The 15,033-nt window shown below is 71.1% G+C and carries 15 protein-coding genes and 2 tRNA genes; 11 read left to right on the top strand and 6 right to left on the bottom strand.

The window, feature by feature from the left end; translation table 11 throughout:
* Positions 1–34: 34 nt before the first annotated feature.
* Positions 35–859 (top strand): GNAT family N-acetyltransferase, encoded by an 825-nt coding sequence (locus OIE49_RS07920; protein WP_326801702.1) that lies wholly within the window; start codon positions 35–37, stop codon positions 857–859.
* A 44-nt stretch (positions 860–903) separates the two neighbouring features.
* Here OIE49_RS07920 and OIE49_RS07915 read toward each other — a convergent pair whose 3' ends face one another.
* Positions 904–1,434, bottom strand: coding sequence for a DsbA family protein (locus OIE49_RS07915; protein ID WP_326801701.1), 531 nt, complete (start codon positions 1,432–1,434; stop codon positions 904–906).
* 190 nt (positions 1,435–1,624) lie between these two features.
* Between OIE49_RS07915 and OIE49_RS07910 the strand changes: the two genes are divergently transcribed.
* Together OIE49_RS07910 and OIE49_RS07905 are read left to right on the top strand one after the other, a co-directional pair.
* Positions 1,625–2,077, top strand: coding sequence for a hypothetical protein (locus OIE49_RS07910; RefSeq protein WP_326801700.1), 453 nt, complete (start codon positions 1,625–1,627; stop codon positions 2,075–2,077).
* Between the two features lie 138 nt (positions 2,078–2,215).
* Positions 2,216–2,368 carry a hypothetical protein gene (locus OIE49_RS07905; RefSeq protein WP_199836559.1) on the top strand — a complete coding sequence of 51 codons (153 nt, stop codon included), beginning with the start codon at positions 2,216–2,218 and terminating at the stop codon, positions 2,366–2,368.
* A 104-nt stretch (positions 2,369–2,472) separates the two neighbouring features.
* Here OIE49_RS07905 and OIE49_RS07900 read toward each other — a convergent pair whose 3' ends face one another.
* Positions 2,473–3,033: a CGNR zinc finger domain-containing protein gene (locus OIE49_RS07900; protein ID WP_100567836.1), complete on the bottom strand. Its 561-nt coding sequence runs from the start codon at positions 3,031–3,033 to the stop codon at positions 2,473–2,475.
* 226 nt (positions 3,034–3,259) lie between these two features.
* Positions 3,260–3,673 (bottom strand): SsgA family sporulation/cell division regulator, encoded by a 414-nt coding sequence (locus OIE49_RS07895; protein ID WP_004002642.1) that lies wholly within the window; start codon positions 3,671–3,673, stop codon positions 3,260–3,262.
* A gap of 192 nt (positions 3,674–3,865) precedes the next feature.
* Between OIE49_RS07895 and OIE49_RS07890 the strand changes: the two genes are divergently transcribed.
* From OIE49_RS07890 to OIE49_RS07875, 4 genes are all read left to right on the top strand, one after another.
* Positions 3,866–4,330 (top strand): TIGR02611 family protein, encoded by a 465-nt coding sequence (locus OIE49_RS07890; protein ID WP_326801699.1) that lies wholly within the window; start codon positions 3,866–3,868, stop codon positions 4,328–4,330.
* 89 nt (positions 4,331–4,419) lie between these two features.
* Positions 4,420–4,491, top strand: a tRNA-Val gene (locus OIE49_RS07885).
* Positions 4,492–4,819: 328 nt separating this feature from the next.
* Positions 4,820–5,266, top strand: a complete 447-nt coding sequence (locus OIE49_RS07880; protein ID WP_326801698.1) for an SRPBCC family protein — start codon at positions 4,820–4,822, stop codon at positions 5,264–5,266.
* A gap of 39 nt (positions 5,267–5,305) precedes the next feature.
* Positions 5,306–5,377 (top strand) — tRNA-Val (locus OIE49_RS07875).
* A 45-nt stretch (positions 5,378–5,422) separates the two neighbouring features.
* On the opposite strand, the gene OIE49_RS07870 is transcribed toward OIE49_RS07875, so the two are convergent.
* On the bottom strand, positions 5,423–6,151 hold the full coding sequence (locus OIE49_RS07870; RefSeq protein ID WP_100567839.1) for a 3'-5' exonuclease: 729 nt from the start codon (positions 6,149–6,151) through the stop codon (positions 5,423–5,425).
* Between the two features lie 184 nt (positions 6,152–6,335).
* On the opposite strand from OIE49_RS07870, the gene OIE49_RS07865 reads away from it, so the two are divergent.
* From OIE49_RS07865 to OIE49_RS07850, 4 genes are all read left to right on the top strand, one after another.
* Positions 6,336–6,902: a DUF4365 domain-containing protein gene (locus OIE49_RS07865; protein ID WP_100567979.1), complete on the top strand. Its 567-nt coding sequence runs from the start codon at positions 6,336–6,338 to the stop codon at positions 6,900–6,902.
* On the top strand, positions 6,899–8,125 hold the full coding sequence (locus OIE49_RS07860) for a hypothetical protein (RefSeq protein ID WP_326801697.1): 1,227 nt from the start codon (positions 6,899–6,901) through the stop codon (positions 8,123–8,125). The genes OIE49_RS07865 and OIE49_RS07860 overlap by 4 nt, the downstream gene beginning before the upstream one ends.
* Before the next feature lie 131 nt (positions 8,126–8,256).
* A complete protein-coding gene (gene thrS / locus OIE49_RS07855; protein WP_326801696.1) occupies positions 8,257–10,233 on the top strand; it encodes a threonine--tRNA ligase in 1,977 nt (658 codons plus the stop codon).
* A 91-nt stretch (positions 10,234–10,324) separates the two neighbouring features.
* Entirely contained in the window at positions 10,325–10,870 is a 546-nt protein-coding gene (locus OIE49_RS07850) for an HIT family protein (protein ID WP_326801695.1), read from the top strand.
* Between the two features lie 21 nt (positions 10,871–10,891).
* On the opposite strand, the gene OIE49_RS07845 is transcribed toward OIE49_RS07850, so the two are convergent.
* Positions 10,892–12,559 (bottom strand): hypothetical protein, encoded by a 1,668-nt coding sequence (locus tag OIE49_RS07845; RefSeq protein ID WP_100567843.1) that lies wholly within the window; start codon positions 12,557–12,559, stop codon positions 10,892–10,894.
* Between the two features lie 169 nt (positions 12,560–12,728).
* On the bottom strand, positions 12,729–14,936 hold the full coding sequence (locus OIE49_RS07840) for an elongation factor G-like protein EF-G2 (protein WP_326801694.1): 2,208 nt from the start codon (positions 14,934–14,936) through the stop codon (positions 12,729–12,731).
* Positions 14,937–15,033 lie beyond the last annotated feature (97 nt).

Here is a 15,033-nt window from a genome sequence, read left to right as displayed (position 1 = left end):
GCCACACCGCCTCGCAGCGGGTAGAACAACCCTGATGACCACGACCCTGCGGCCGACCGAGCCGCTGCAGCAGAACGCCGACGGCACCCGTTCACGCCGCTACCAGGTGTGCGTGAACAGCCGCCCGGTCGGCGCGATACACCTCGCCACGCACCCCGTCTTCGGGCCCTCCGTCGCCCGGGTCCTCGGCCTGCACATCGACGAACCGGACCGCGGCCGGGGCCGGGGCACGGTGGCCGCGCTCGCCGCCGAGGAGGTGGCGCGCGGCTGGGGCTGCAAGCGGATGGAGGCCTCCGTGCCCGCCGACGACGAGGCCGCGGTCCGGCTGGCCACGGCGCTCGGCTACGTCGAACGCAACCGCGGCATGGAGAAGCAGCTCGGCGCCGACGCCCCCGAACTGCCCGCCGGCAGCCGGGGCAGGCCCATGACCCCGGCCGAGTACGGGACCTGGCTCGAACACGGCAAGGCCGCCTACGCGCGGAGCTGGACCGACCGCGGAGTGCCCGCCGACGAGGCGTGGGCCAAGTCGGAGGACGACCACGCCCGGCTGCTGCCCCAGGGCCCCGACACCCCGGGCATGCTGATCAGCGTCCTGGAACACGAGGGCACCCCGGTCGGCACCCTGTGGGTGGCGGTCACCGAGGAACGGGCCTTCGTCTACGACGTCGAGGCCGACGCGCGCTTCCGCGGCCGGGGCCACGGCCGCTCCCTGATGCTGCTGGCCGAGACCCAGGCACTGGCCGCCGACCGGCACGTCCTGGGCCTCAACGTCTTCGCTGGCAACACCCCGGCCGAGCGGCTGTACGAGTCCCTCGGCTACCGGCCCGTGGTGCGCGCCGTCTACAAGGAACTGCTCTGAGACACCTCTAAGGCGCCCCGTGGAGCGGGGGCCGGACGGGCCGGTCAGCTCCCCTGCCCGGCCTCGGCCAGCAGCCGGTCCACGATCTCCTCGATGCGCTCGCGCAGCCCCTCCTGGCTCTTGCCGCCGTCCAGGAGCTCGCCCCCCACCACGTACGTCGGCGTGCCGGTCACGCCGATCGCCTTGCCCTCGGCGTGGTCGGCGTCGACGATCAGGATGTGCCGGCCGTCGATCAGCGCGGTGTCGAACTCCTCGGCGTCCAGGCCCAGTTCACGGGCCACCTCGATCAGGACGGGCTCGCCCTCGCGGGCCAGCCGCTCGACCCGGCCCAGCACCGCCTCCACGTACGGCCACCCCTGCCCCTGCTCGGCGGCCTCCTCCGCGGCCTGCGCGGCGGCGAAGGAGTGCGGGTGCTTCTCCAGCGGGAAGTGCCGCAGCCGCAGCTCCAGCCGGTCCCCGTACCGGGCGCGCAGGGCACGCAGGTCGTCGAGAGCGGTACGGCAGTCGGGGCACTGCAACTCGCACCAGACGTCGAGAACCGGGACAGGGGCGTGCGCGGAGGAGGAGTCGCTCATGCGGACAGTCTTCCAGGCCCGAAGCGGGCGGCCCAACCGGGATCACACGTGATGGCCCCACCGGGACCAGCGGAGGAGACGACCCGGAGATCACCCTGAAGTCCGCTCGGAACATGGCTTCCCCACGGGTGGGCGGTGCAGGATGGAAGGGACGAACCACCCCGACCGGTGAGCCCGCCTGGAGGACCGGATGATTGCCGAGACCGTATGTTCCGCCGTTTCCGCGGCCGGCCTGGGCATCGCCGCGGTGACGGCCTACCGGCGCCGCTTCCTCGCCGCGGCCCGTATCGCCGCCTACTCCCTGATCCCGGTCGCCCTGGCGATGACCGGCGTCGTCGGCTGGCTCGCCGGCACCGCCTTCAGCCCGACCGCCTGGGCGGGCTTCGGCCTGCTCGGCGCCGCCTGGCTGCTCTTCGCGTCGACCCGGGCGGTGGAGCGCCGCCGCGGCGGCACACGCAAGGAGCGCAAGGAGGCGGCCCGGGGCGCGGAGCGGGGCGCGGTGGCCCCGGCGGCGTCGGCGCCCTCGCTGGGACCGGGACAGGCCGCCCGCCCGTCCGGCAGGCCCGCCGCGAAGCGGGCGGCGTCCGGGGGCGACGACGACTTCAGCGACATCGAGGCGATCCTGAAGAAGCACGGCATCTGACGGTGATCACGGGTGGACGCGCAAGTGATCACGGTCCGCGCCGAAGCGGACCGAAGATCACGGAGTACGGCTGACTCCCGCACATTCCTGGTGTGTTGATCGCGTACCGCTCGGCGGCTGCGTCATCATCGCCCCGAGATGGTGGACACGACACAGAGAGAGTCCGCGCCCCCTCAGGACGAGCCGCGCGGATGTCTCTTCGCCCTTTCCCAGCCGCCGCTGATGATCTTCCTTGCGGTGATCGGGTGTCTGCTGCTCATGGCTTCGTTGCACGACCTGCTGTTGCTGTGAGCCGTACGCGTGGGTCCCCGGCGCCACCCGCCGGGGACCACGACAACCATCGACGGTGACCCGGTGACCGACGGCCCCGGCCGGTCCGTCGTCCGGCTCTCCGCTCAGCCGGCCGCCTCCTTGCGGCGAGCCCGGTAGGCGGCCACATGCAGACGATTGCCGCACGTACGGCTGTCGCAGTACCGCCGCGAGCGGTTGCGGGACAGATCGACGAAGGCACGCCGGCAGTCGGGAGCCTCGCAGCGCCGCAGCCGCTCCCGCTCCCCGGCCACCACGAAGAACGCCAGCGCCATGCCGCAGTCGGCGGCCAGGTGGTCGGCCACGGAGGCGCCGGGCGCGAAGTAGTGGACGTGCCAGTCGTACCCGTCGTGGTCCGTCAGCCGGGGCGTGGTGCCCGCGGCGGCCACCAGCTCGTTGATCATGCCCGCCGCGGTCCGGCAGTCGGAGGCCGCGAAGATCCCCGCGAACCGGCCACGGATCCTGCGCACCGCGGAGAGATCGAACTCGGACAGCACCCCCACGTCGCTCATCCTGTGATTGCGGACGAATTCCCCGAGCGCCGCGACGTCCGCCAGCCCGTCCGGCGCCGCTTCGTCCTCCGGTGCGGTGTTCACCAGATCCACCACGGTGTCCAGCGCGCACCGGGTGTCGTGGGTGATCAGCACGTTTCGCTCCCTGGCCTGGGCATCGGGCACACGCCCGCCGATGCAGGCCGATGGTAGTGGCTCCACGCGCCCCCGAGCAGCGCACGACGCCGCCGCGGCCACGCGCGCACACCGGTACCAGCCCCCGCGGGAGACCGGTACCGGTGTGCTCGCGTATGCGGTTGTCCTGGCCCGAGCCGTCTCCCCGAGTGGACGGCAACGGGCAGCTTGAAGGGCCTCGACGGGCCTAACTCTCCGCGAGGATGTGCGACAGCTCCTGATCCAGATCGAAATGCCGGTGTTCCGTGCCCGGGGGCACGGCCGCGTCCGTTCGCTTCAGGAAGGACTCCAGGGCCCGCGCCGGGGCCTCGAGCAGGGCCTCGCCCTCCGGAGAGCTCAGGGCGATGCACACGACGCCCTGGCCATGGCTGCGGGACGGCCAGACACGGACGTCTCCGGTGCCCGTGGGCCGGTGAAGACCCTCGGCGAGGAGGTCGCGGGCGAACACCCACTCGACGGTCTCCTCGGCTCCGGTGTGGAAGGTGGCGTGCACGGCGTAGGGGTCGGCCGTGTCGTACCGCAGGCCTGCGGGGACAGGCAGAGAGGACTCGCTCGATACAACGAGGCGCAGGTGCAGCTCGCAGCTGACCGTGGTGTTCATAAGCGCCAGGGCCTTTCGCTCAGTGTGCGCTCGGGGATTCGCACGTCGGCGAAATCGACATGCCACCTACGGTGCCGTTGTAAACCCCTCTGAGTGTTTTGCTTGGCTTTACGTAACTCTTCCGGCCGAGGGTGTCTTCGTACGGTACGCCCATTGCGGTGACCGGATTCTCGTCCGGTACGGTGGCAGCGTATGAATACGCGGAGTGACGAACCGGGCCGCCCCGCCAAGGCGCCCGGACGAGCGAAGGCCGAGGCGGAGGCGGACGAGGGGCGTGACCGGCGGGGGCTGGGCTCGCGGGCTCCCGCGTTCGTCCGGTCACACCGCGTGCTGCTCCTGAGCTGGCAGGCCGGGATCTTCGTCGCCGGACTCCTGGTCGTGATCGCCGGGATCGTCATGCTCCCGCTGCCCGGCCCCGGCTGGCTGGTGATCTTCGGCGGCATGGCGATCTGGGCCACCGAGTTCGTCTGGGCCCAGCTCGCGCTGCGCTGGACCAAGCGCAAGGTCACCGAGGCGGCCCGGCAGGCGCTCGACCCCAGGGTGCGCCGCCGCAACATCGCGCTGACCGCGATCGGCCTGGTGATCGTCGCCGCGCTGGCCGGGGTGTACCTGTGGAGGTTCGGCACGGTGCCGCCCTGGAGGGCCGTCGGCCGCTGAGGCCGCTGAGCTCGGCACACGCGGGCCGGGCGCTCGCCGAACCATGGTCCCGGGCGCCCCTGACATGCGGTAATGTTCTCCCTGTGCCCGGGCGATTAGCTCAGTGGGAGAGCGCTTCGTTCACACCGAAGAGGTCACTGGTTCGAACCCAGTATCGCCCACCCGGAACCGGCGGCCCGTCTGCGATCAAGCGGACGGGCCGCCGTCGTATGCGCGGGGCAGGGGAGGGCGCGGTGACGATCCGTTACCTGTGAGCGGAGCGCCTGCGAACGCGCCGTAGAAGTGGACCGGCCCGACCCGTTCTTCCTGATGAAGTATTCGAGGATCAAGGAGAAGGCCGACTTCCAGGACCGTCCCCCATTCCGGGAGAAGTTCCGGAAGCGGTCTCCGGCGGAAATCCACGGACCTATTTCCAAAACACCGTCACCTTTCTTCACGGGTACGGAAGGAGAGGTCCGGACCGGCCGCCGTTCACGTCACACTCGTCCCATGGACTGGACCCACTACCGCTTCCGCACCCGGTGGACCCTCCCCGCTCCGGCCGACGCCGTCTACCGGGCGCTGGAACGGATCGAGGACTACCCGAGCTGGTGGCGGCAGGTGCGCGAGGTGACCCGCACCGGCCCGACGGCCGGCGTCGTCCGGATCCGCTCCCTCCTGCCCTACGACCTGACCTTCACCGCACGCGAGGTGCGCCGGGACCCGGCCGCCGGAGTCCTGGAGGCCGTGCTCACCGGGGACGTGGACGGTTGGGCGCGCTGGACGCTCACCGCGCACGGCGCCGGCACCCTCGCCGTCTACGACCAGGTCGTCGACGTCCGCAAACCGCTGCTCAGACGGTTCGCCGTGCCAGGCCGGCCCCTCTTCCGCGCGAACCACCGGCTGATGATGCGGGCCGGCCGGCGCGGACTGGCCGCCCGCCTGGAAGCGGTTTGAACGAACGCCCCGCGGGCCTGTATGGTTCAGTGCGTTCCCGGGCGATTAGCTCAGTGGGAGAGCGCTTCGTTCACACCGAAGAGGTCACTGGTTCGAACCCAGTATCGCCCACCGGGTAAGGCCGGTCCGCACAGGCGGACCGGCCTTTTCTCATCCTCAGGCGGCCGCCGCCGGCAGTTCCGGACGCAGCGGCCACGACGGGTCCACCGTCTCCTCCGTCCCACTGCGCGCGAACCACGCCTGCAGGCCGCGGGCCTGAGCCGCGTGCCAACCCGTCTGCAGCGTGTGCAGTTCCGCCGGGGTCAGCCGCTCGAGGCGGGCCGCGAAGCGACGGCCCAGCGAGCGGACCACCTCCAGCGCGGCCAGCGCGTCCGCCGCCGCGTCGTGCGCGTCCTGAAGAGCCACGTCGTAGTGCGCGCACAGGTCGGTGAGCGTGCGCCTGCCCTTGCGGTAGCGGTCGAGATGCTTGTCCAGCACCCGCGGATCCAGCACCCGCAGCGGCGACGCCTCGAACCAGCGCTCCAGCGACGAGGCCCGATGGCGGCGCAACTCCCTGTCCAGCAGCGTCAGATCGAACGGCGCGTTCATCACCACCAGCGGGCGGCCCAACGCGGCCTGCTCCGCCAGTTCCTCGGCCATCTCGTACATCACCGGCGCCGGCCAGCGCCCGTTCAGCTGGAGATGCTCGTCGGTCAGCCCGTGCACCGCCCTCGCCGCCTCCGGCACCGGCACGCCCGGGTTCACCAGCCAGCGGTGCACCCGCGGCCGGAAGCCCGGGGCGTCCTGGACGACGAGGGCGGCCGACACGATGCGGTCGGTCTCCACGTCGACGCCCGTCGTCTCCGTGTCGAAGGCGGCCAGAGGCCCCTCGTACCAGCTCGTCATAGGCCAACAACTCCTCGGTCCACGAGGGCAGCTGACGCGTCGTCCGCCGCGTCCGCCCGCTGCCCGTTTGGTGATACCCGGGCTGTTTGCGCCGTACGCCGGAAGGAGACAACAGGAGTGCGGGTCTTTGCAGTTCACGGGTCCGCAGCGGGGATACACCAAGCACGGAAGGCTGTTGGTCGCCATGGTGATGGCACAGCCCGAGCGGGGCGGGCTGCTGCCCGAGCGCGCGAGCGCCCCACGGGGCACACTCGCCACCACCGCCTGCATGGAGACACTCCAGGTGGGCTATCTGCACGCGGTCGCCGCGGCGGCCGGCTGCTCACTGTCCCAGCCCTTTCCCGACAACGGCATCGACTGGCACGTCAGCCACAGCGCCCCCGGACACACCGTCGACGACGAGGTGACCATCAAGGTGCAGCTGAAGTGCACCTACCAGCTACCGCCCAACCCCCCGGGCCGGTTCTTCTCCTTCACGCTCGACAACGCCCACCTGGCCAAGCTCGCCCGCACCCCGGTCACGGTGCACAAGATCCTCGTCGTGATGATCGTGCCCCGGTCGCAGGACCAGTGGCTGCGCGCCGGCCACGACCGGCTCGACCTCAGGCACTGCTGCTACTGGGTCAACCTCGCCGGCCACCCCCTCACCGGCCGGCACCGCACCACCGTGCGGATCCCGACCTCGCGCATCTTCGACGACCGGGCCCTGTGCGAGATCATGACGCGGGTCGGAACGGGAGGCAGACCATGACGCACCGCCCCCTCGACGAGCCTCTGCGACCGGTACGGCCGCATCCCGCCGACGCCCACCGCGGCCGTCTCCCCGCCCCCTCCGACGTCGACCCCGCCGTCCTCGGGGCCCTGCTCCACCGGCACGGCTGGCAGCGCCGCGGCGGCGCCGCCGGCCGCTACGGCCGCTGGACCCCGCCCGGGCCCGGCGGCACCGGCACCAGCCTGCTGGTGCCCGAGAGCCGCGCCCTCCCCGACAGCGACGACCTGCTCGGCGAGGCCCTTGACGCCCTCGCCCGCAGCGGCACGCCCTCCGCACGGGAGGTACTGATCGCCATCACCCTGCCCAGCGACGAGATCCGCTGGTGGCGGGACGTGCCCGAGGGCCCGGCCGACGCCGCCGGCTGGACCGTCGAGGAACGGCTGCGCGGCGCCGCCCGCCAGATGCTGCTCGCCGCCGCGCTCGCCACACGCGCGCGTGCCGGCTACCACGGCGCCCGCCACCGGCGCTCGGCCGCCACCTCCCTGGACCACGTTCTCGTCGGCTCAGCCGCCGACGGCCGCGGCCTGACCGCCTTCGTTCCCGTCGACCCCGGCAGGCCTCTTGCCGTCCGCCTCCACCAGGCCCTGTACGCCGTCCGCGAGGCCGTCGACTACCGGCGGGCCACCGGCGCCATGGACGCCTTCGACGGTGCCGTCCGCGCGGGCGCCAGCCGTGAACTCACCGAGGCCGTCGTCGCCCTCGTCCGCGGCACCGAGGGCGCGCGCGTCGCCGTGGAGTGGGCGCCCGCGGCGGGCGTGCCCGAGGACTGCGCGGCCGCCGCCGAGGCCGTCGAGTTCTCGCCGGGCGACCTGCCCGTACTGCGCGAGGCCGGCGCCCGCTATCTGCGCGCCGAACCGTCGGTGCTCACCCGGATCACCGGCACCGTGGTGCGGATGCGCAGAGCGCACCCGCGCGGCGAGGGCACCGTGCGGCTTCGGGTGCTCGCGGGAGCCGAAGTGCCGTACGTGCGCGTGACCCTGGACGAGGAGGACTACCGCGTCGCCGGGCACGCCCACCTCGTCGGACTGCCCGTGCGGGTGCTCGGGCGGCTGGAGAGCCGCGGCGGCTTCCGCCGGCTCACCGGCGCCTCCGGCGTCGTGCCCGTGGAGGTGGACGACGAGGAGCGCGACCGGCTGCTGAAGTCTCTGCAGGAGGATCTCGACTACTTCGAGGAGATGTGCGGCGGGGACGACCGCGACTGACGGGCACGTCCGCGACCGATCGTGGACCGTGCGTAATCGTTTCGCGGTAGAAGGCCCGGGGTCGGTACGATCCCAGTCATGCGCGCGCTCCAGGTATGGCGCCGCACCCCACCTGCAGTCAGGAGAGACCGGTGTCAGACGTCCGTGTGATCATCCAACGCGATTCCGAGCGGGAAGAGCGCACGGTGACGACGGGCACCACGGCCGCCGACCTCTTCGCCGGCGAGCGCTCGATCGTGGCCGTGCGCGTCGGCGGGGAACTCAAGGACCTCGCCCACGAGATCAAGGACGGCGAGACCGTCGAGGGCGTCGAGATCTCCTCCGAGGACGGCCTCAACATCCTGCGCCACTCCACCGCGCACGTCATGGCGCAGGCCGTGCAGGAGCTCTTCCCCGAGGCCAAGCTGGGCATCGGCCCGCCCGTCAGGGACGGCTTCTACTACGACTTCGACGTCGAGAAGCCCTTCCACCCCGATGACCTCAAGGCCATCGAGAAGCGCATGCAGGCGATCCAGAAGCAGGGTCAGCGCTTCTCCCGCCGTGTCGTCACCGACGAGGCCGCCCGCGAGGAGCTGGCCGACGAGCCGTACAAGCTGGAGCTGATCGGCCTCAAGGGCTCCGCGTCGCACGACGACGGCGCGGACGTCGAGGTCGGCGCCGGCGAGCTGACGATCTACGACAACCTGGACGCCAAGACCGGCGAGCTGTGCTGGAAGGACCTCTGCCGCGGTCCCCACCTGCCCTCCACCCGGCTGATCCCCGCGTTCAAGCTGATGCGCAACGCCTCGGCGTACTGGCGCGGCAACGAGAAGAACAAGCAGCTCCAGCGCATCTACGGCACCGCCTGGCCGTCCAAGGACGAGCTGAAGGCGCATCTCGAATTCCTCGCCGAGGCCGAGAAGCGCGACCACCGCAAGCTGGGCAGCGAGCTGGACCTGTTCTCCATCCCCGAGCAGATCGGCTCCGGCCTCGCCGTCTTCCACCCCAAGGGCGGCATCATCCGCCGTGTGATGGAGGACTACTCGCGCCGCCGCCACGAGGAGGAGGGCTACGAGTTCGTCTACACCCCGCACGCGACCAAGGGGAAGCTCTTCGAGACCTCGGGCCACCTGGACTGGTACGCCGACGGCATGTACCCGCCCATGCAGCTCGACGAGGGCGTGGACTACTACCTCAAGCCCATGAACTGCCCGATGCACAACCTGATCTTCGACGCGCGCGGCCGGTCCTACCGTGAACTGCCGCTGCGGCTCTTCGAGTTCGGGACCGTGTACCGGTACGAGAAGTCGGGCGTCGTACACGGTCTGACCCGCGCCCGCGGCTTCACCCAGGACGACGCGCACATCTACTGCACCCGCGAGCAGATGGCCGACGAGCTCGACAAGACGCTCACCTTCGTGCTGAACCTGCTGCGCGACTACGGTCTGACCGACTTCTACCTGGAGCTCTCCACCAAAGATCCGGAAAAGTTCGTCGGCAGCGACGAGATCTGGGAGGAGGCCACCGAGACCCTGCGCCAGGTCGGCGAGAAGCAGGGCCTCCAGCTCGTTCCGGACCCGGGCGGCGCGGCGTTCTACGGCCCCAAGATCTCCGTCCAGGTCAAGGACGCGATCGGCCGTACGTGGCAGATGTCGACGGTCCAGCTCGACTTCAACCTGCCCGAGCGCTTCGACCTGGAGTACACGGCCGCGGACGGCTCCAAGCAGCGCCCGGTCATGATCCACCGCGCGCTCTTCGGCAGCATCGAGCGGTTCTTCGCGGTGCTGCTGGAGCACTACGCGGGTGCGTTCCCGGCCTGGCTGGCGCCCGTGCAGGCGGTCGGCATCCCGGTGGGCGACGCGCACGTGGAGTACCTCCAGAAGTTCGCCGCGGACGCGAAGAAGAAGGGCCTGCGGGTCGAGGTGGACTCCTCGTCGGACCGCATGCAGAAGAAGATCCGCAACGCCCAGCGCGCGAAAGTGCCGTTCATGGTCATCGTCGGTGACGACGACATGAACGCGGGCACGGTGTCGTTCCGCTACCGCGACGGTTCGCAGGAGAACGGCATTCCGCGTGACGAGGCGCTGGCGAAGATCGTTGACGTGGTGGAGCGTCGCGTGCAGGTGTGATTGCGGCCGTCACCGACATAGGCCGTCGGGCCCCCGGGGTATCCCCGGGGGCCTTTGCCTGCCCGCAGGTCGCACGCCATATGCTGCACGCATGACGAGTGAGCCGGAGCAGCAGATCGGAGTGGGGACGCAGGACGCGTTCCAGCGCCTGTGGACGCCCCACCGGATGGCCTACATCCAGGGCGAGAACAAGCCGAGCGGCCCCGGTGCCGGCGACGGCTGCCCCTTCTGCTCGATCCCGGCCAAGTCCGACGAGGACGGTCTGATCGTCCGGCGCGGCGAGCTGGTGTACGCGGTGCTCAACCTCTACCCGTACAACGGCGGCCACCTCATGGTCGTGCCCTACCGCCATGTCGCCGACTACACCGACCTGACGGAAGCGGAGACCGCGGAACTCGCGGAGCTCACCAAGCAGGCCATGACGGCGTTGCGCGGCGCCTCCGGGGCCCATGGTTTCAACCTGGGCATGAACCAGGGCGCCGCCGCCGGCGCCGGCATCGCCGCCCATCTGCACCAGCACGTCGTTCCCCGCTGGGGCGGCGACACCAACTTCATGCCCGTGATCGGCCACACGAAGGTGCTGCCGCAGCTCCTCGCCGACACCCGCAAGATGCTCGCGGAGGCCTGGCCGGCGTAGCCCTGCTCGGCAGGCCGCGCCTCACGCGTCGTACGAGTCGGCCTTCCTCGGTGACGCGTCCTGGACGGCGCCGCTGAGGACCGAGGAGCGGGAGCCGAACTTCTCGACGTTCACGCCGTTCTCCTTGAGGACCTTGAGCGCGGCGGCGTGCACCACCCGCAGGACCGGGGTGGCGGCGCGCAGCGCGTCGTCGGCCATGAAGCGGTGCCGCCAGGGCTGGTCGGCCCAGGCGTGCCGCAGGCCGAACGGTTCGGGCAGGGTGAGGCTGCCGCCGAGCCACTTCAGCAGGGGCGGGTACCAGGACAGGGGCGCGCGGGCGGCGAGCCGTACGACCTCGTCGGCGTCGATCAGGGGCAGTTTCACCGTGCGGGTCTCCCAGAAGCGGAGCGCCTTCTGGACCGTTTTCTCCCTGGCCGCAGGCTTCTGGTTGAACAGCGGGTTGACCGGTCCGAGGGCGTGGCCGGTGACCTCGATGCGCAGGGTGTCGTGCAGCACGGTCACGGTGACCAGCATGGTGATCACGAGGTGGCCGTCCCAGAGGGTCCACTGCACGCCGAGGTAGTGGCGGTCGCCGCTGCCGAACTGCTGCTTGTTGCAGATGTCCTGTATGGCGTGGGTCTTGACGGTGTACGTCTCGACGTCGGTGCCGCTCGGTCGGGAGACCTCCTTGGCGTTCTCCCCGATGGGGGTGACGACCCAGTGGGTGACGGTCGGCTTGGGGAAGCCGCCGGTGTTGATGGAGGTGCGTTCGAGCATGGCCAGGCCGCCCTGGATCGCGGTGATGACGTCCCAGCTGCGGAAGGGGTGGAACTCCTTGCCCGGTTCGGCGGAGACGAGTTCCTCGGCCAGTTGCCAGCTTCCCCAGCGGGTGCCCATGCCGAGTATGCCCTTGGGCCCTGCGTAGAAGACGGAGTTGGAGCGTTGTTCGGCGCTGAGCCGGGCGAGTTCCTTGCGGACCTGTTCGGCCGCGTCGCCGGGGTTGCCCGGTACGGCTTCGGGGATCTTGGCGCCCACGCCGCCGCCGCTCAGCAGGCCCGACCAGCGCTCGCGCAGTTCACGCGCGGAGCGTTCGCAGATCTGCTTGGCCCAGAACCAGCCGATCACGGGCATGACGACGGCCGCGCGTGCGTACCACGCCCAGAAGTCGCTGAAGGGCATCTTGACCAGGAAGAGCACGGCGAGTGCGGCGACGGCGACCAGCAGGGTGTTGGCGAGGGCGCCGGCGCGTTTGTCCTCCCGCTTGCTGACGTTGGCGCGCAGGGTGAACACCAGCAGCCATACGAAGAGGCCGGGCAGGAAGAGCAGCCCGCACAGCACGGTCACGGCCGTCAGCCAGTTGTCGCGGTCGCGGCGGATGCGGTGGGCCGCGAGGCAGTGCTCCACGACGACCTGGGGTTCGAGGCCGAACGACTGGATGAGCGGTGCCCGTCCGGCGCCCAGCATGCGGTCGATCACCGCGCGGGAGAAGGCCTCGCCGAACCGGGGGCGGAAGATCTTCGCCCACGGGCGCGGGAGGCTGACCTTGGACTGGTGCCATTCGTTGTCCGCGTCCAGGATCTTGGTCACTTCGTCGTCCCGGTACGCGGCCGCGGCGAGCGAGTTGGTCGCCGCCGTCTGTCCGGCCGTGCCGGACAGGGGCACCTGTGCCCCGGGACTGAAATCGAATCCGTCCGTCACTTCCGCCCCCATTGCCGCCGCTCCTGCATCTGCGGCCTTCCCGGCTTCCCTGCCCCGCACACCTGTTGATCAGGTCATCAGGGTATCGGCAGCGGCGCGCGTGGACAGGTGGACGGCCGGAGCCGTCCACCTTTCCGCAACCATGCGTTCCAGTGCACCGGTTGTGCGCCGGGTGCGCCGACTATGAAGCTTCGCGCTCCTGTTGGCGTACGCGGTCGGCCACCTGGGGCGGCATCGGCTCGTGCCGCACGTACCGGCGGTCGAAGCGGGCCGTGCCGTGGGACAGGGAGCGCAGGTCGATCGCATACCGGCCGATCTCGATCTCGGGCACCTCGGCGCGGATCAGGGTGCGGCCGTTGCCCACCTGTTCGGTGCCGAGGACCCGGCCGCGCCGTCCGGACAGGTCGCTCATCACGGGGCCCACGTAGTCGTCGCCGACCAGCACGGTCACCTCGGCCACCGGCTCCAGCAGGTGGATCCGCGCGTCGGTGGCGGCCTCCCGCAGTGCGAGCGCGCCCGCTGTCTGGAAGGCCGCGTCGGAGGAGTCCACCGAGTGGGCCTTGCCGTCGAGCAGGGTGACCCGTACGTCGATCAGCGGGTGGCCGGCGGCGACGCCCTTGGCGGCCTGGGTCCGTACGCCCTTCTCCACCGAGGGGATGAACTGCCGCGGCACGGCTCCGCCGACGACCTTGTCGACGAACTCGATGCCCGAGCCGCCGGGCAGCGGTTCCACTTCGATCTCGCAGATGGCGTACTGGCCGTGGCCGCCGGACTGCTTGACGTGCCGTCCGCGCCCCGCGGACCGGTCCGCGAACGTCTCCCGCAGTGAGACCCGGTGCGGTACGACGTCGACCTGGACGCCGTAGCGGCTGCGCAGCCGTTCCAGGGCGACGTCGGCGTGGGCCTCGCCCAGGCACCACAGCACCACCTGGTGGGTGTCCTGGTTCTGCTCCAGGCGCATCGTCGGGTCCTCCGCGACCAGCCGGGCCAGGCCTTGGGAGAGCTTGTCCTCGTCCGGTTTGCTGTGGGCCTGGATGGCCAGGGGCAGCAGCGGGTCGGGCATCTGCCAGGGTTCCATGAGCAGCGGGTCGTCCTTGGCGGAGAGCGTGTCGCCGGTCTCCGCGCGGCCGAGTTTGGCCACGCACGCCAGGTCGCCTGCGATGACGTGCGTCACCGGGCGCTGCCGTTTGCCGAAGGGGGTGGACAGGGCGCCGACCCGCTCGTCTGCTTCGTGGAGGGCGCGGCCCTCGTGACCGCGGTCGGACAGGCCGTGTCCGGAGACGTGCACGGTCTCGTCGGGGCGGAGGGTGCCGGAGAAGACACGGACCAGGGAGACCCGGCCGACGTAGGGGTCGGAGGAGGTCTTGACGACCTCGGCGACCAGCGGCCCGTCCGGGTCGCACGGCCGCAGTTCGCGCGGGCCGCCGTCGACGGTGGTGACGGCGGGTGCCTCGTGTTCCAGCGGGGTGGGGAAGCCGCGGGTGATCAGCTCCAGGAGTTCCACGGTGCCGATGCCCTGCTTGGCGCCCTCGGCGGCGGGCGCGGCGGCCAGGACGGGGAAGAACGCCCCGCGGGCGACGGCCCGTTCCAGGTCCTCGATGAGCGTCTTGACGTCGACCTGCTCACCGCCGAGGTAGCGGTCCATGAGGGTCTCGTCCTCGCTCTCGGCGATGATGCCCTCGATCAGCCGGTTGCGGGCCTCCTCCAGTTGCGGCAGCTGGTCGTCGCCGGGCTCGGACTCCTTGCGCTCGCCGGAGGAGTAGTCGAACAGTTTCTTCGTCAGCAGTCCGACCAGGCCGGTCACGGATGCGTGCCCGTCGGGTCCCTGCGAGCCGCGCAGCGGCAGGTAGAGCGGCAGTACGGCGTCGGGGTCGTCCGCGCCGAACGCCTCCGCGCACACCCGTGTCATCTCCTCGAAGTCCGCGCGTGCGGCTTCCAGGTGGGTGATCACGATGGCGCGGGGCATGCCGACGGCGGCGCACTCCTCCCAGACCATGCGGGTGGAGCCGTCCACGCCGTCGGAGGCCGAGACGACGAAAAGGGCCGCGTCCGCGGCGCGCAGACCGGCCCTGAGCTCGCCGACGAAGTCGGCGTAGCCGGGGGTGTCGAGCAGATTGATCTTGATGCCGTCCCATTCGACGGGCACCAGGGAGAGCTGCACCGAGCGCTGCTGCCGGTGCTCGATGTCGTCGTAGTCCGAGATGCTGCCGCCGTCCTCCACGCGGCCGGCTCGGTTCACCGCTCCCGCGGTCAGCGCGAGAGCCTCCACCAGAGTCGTCTTGCCCGATCCGGAGTGGCCGACCAGCACCACATTGCGTACGGATGCGGGATGGTCGGCCGCCACTGCCCTGCCGGCGGCTCCGGGGTGGGTCTGCGTCTTGTCGCCCATGATCCTGCCTCCCGTTGAGGGTGAGGTCACTGTGGGCGCGGACACGCGGCACCGCGTGCACTGGCGGCTCCTGCGACGCCCGCGGTCCTTCGAGCTT

Origin of the sequence: Streptomyces sp. NBC_01788, from assembly GCF_035917575.1 — a bacterium.
Lineage (GTDB): Bacteria > Actinomycetota > Actinomycetes > Streptomycetales > Streptomycetaceae > Streptomyces.
The sequence above is the reverse complement of the archived record's forward strand: the minus strand, read 5'-3'. Positions and strand labels throughout refer to the sequence as shown.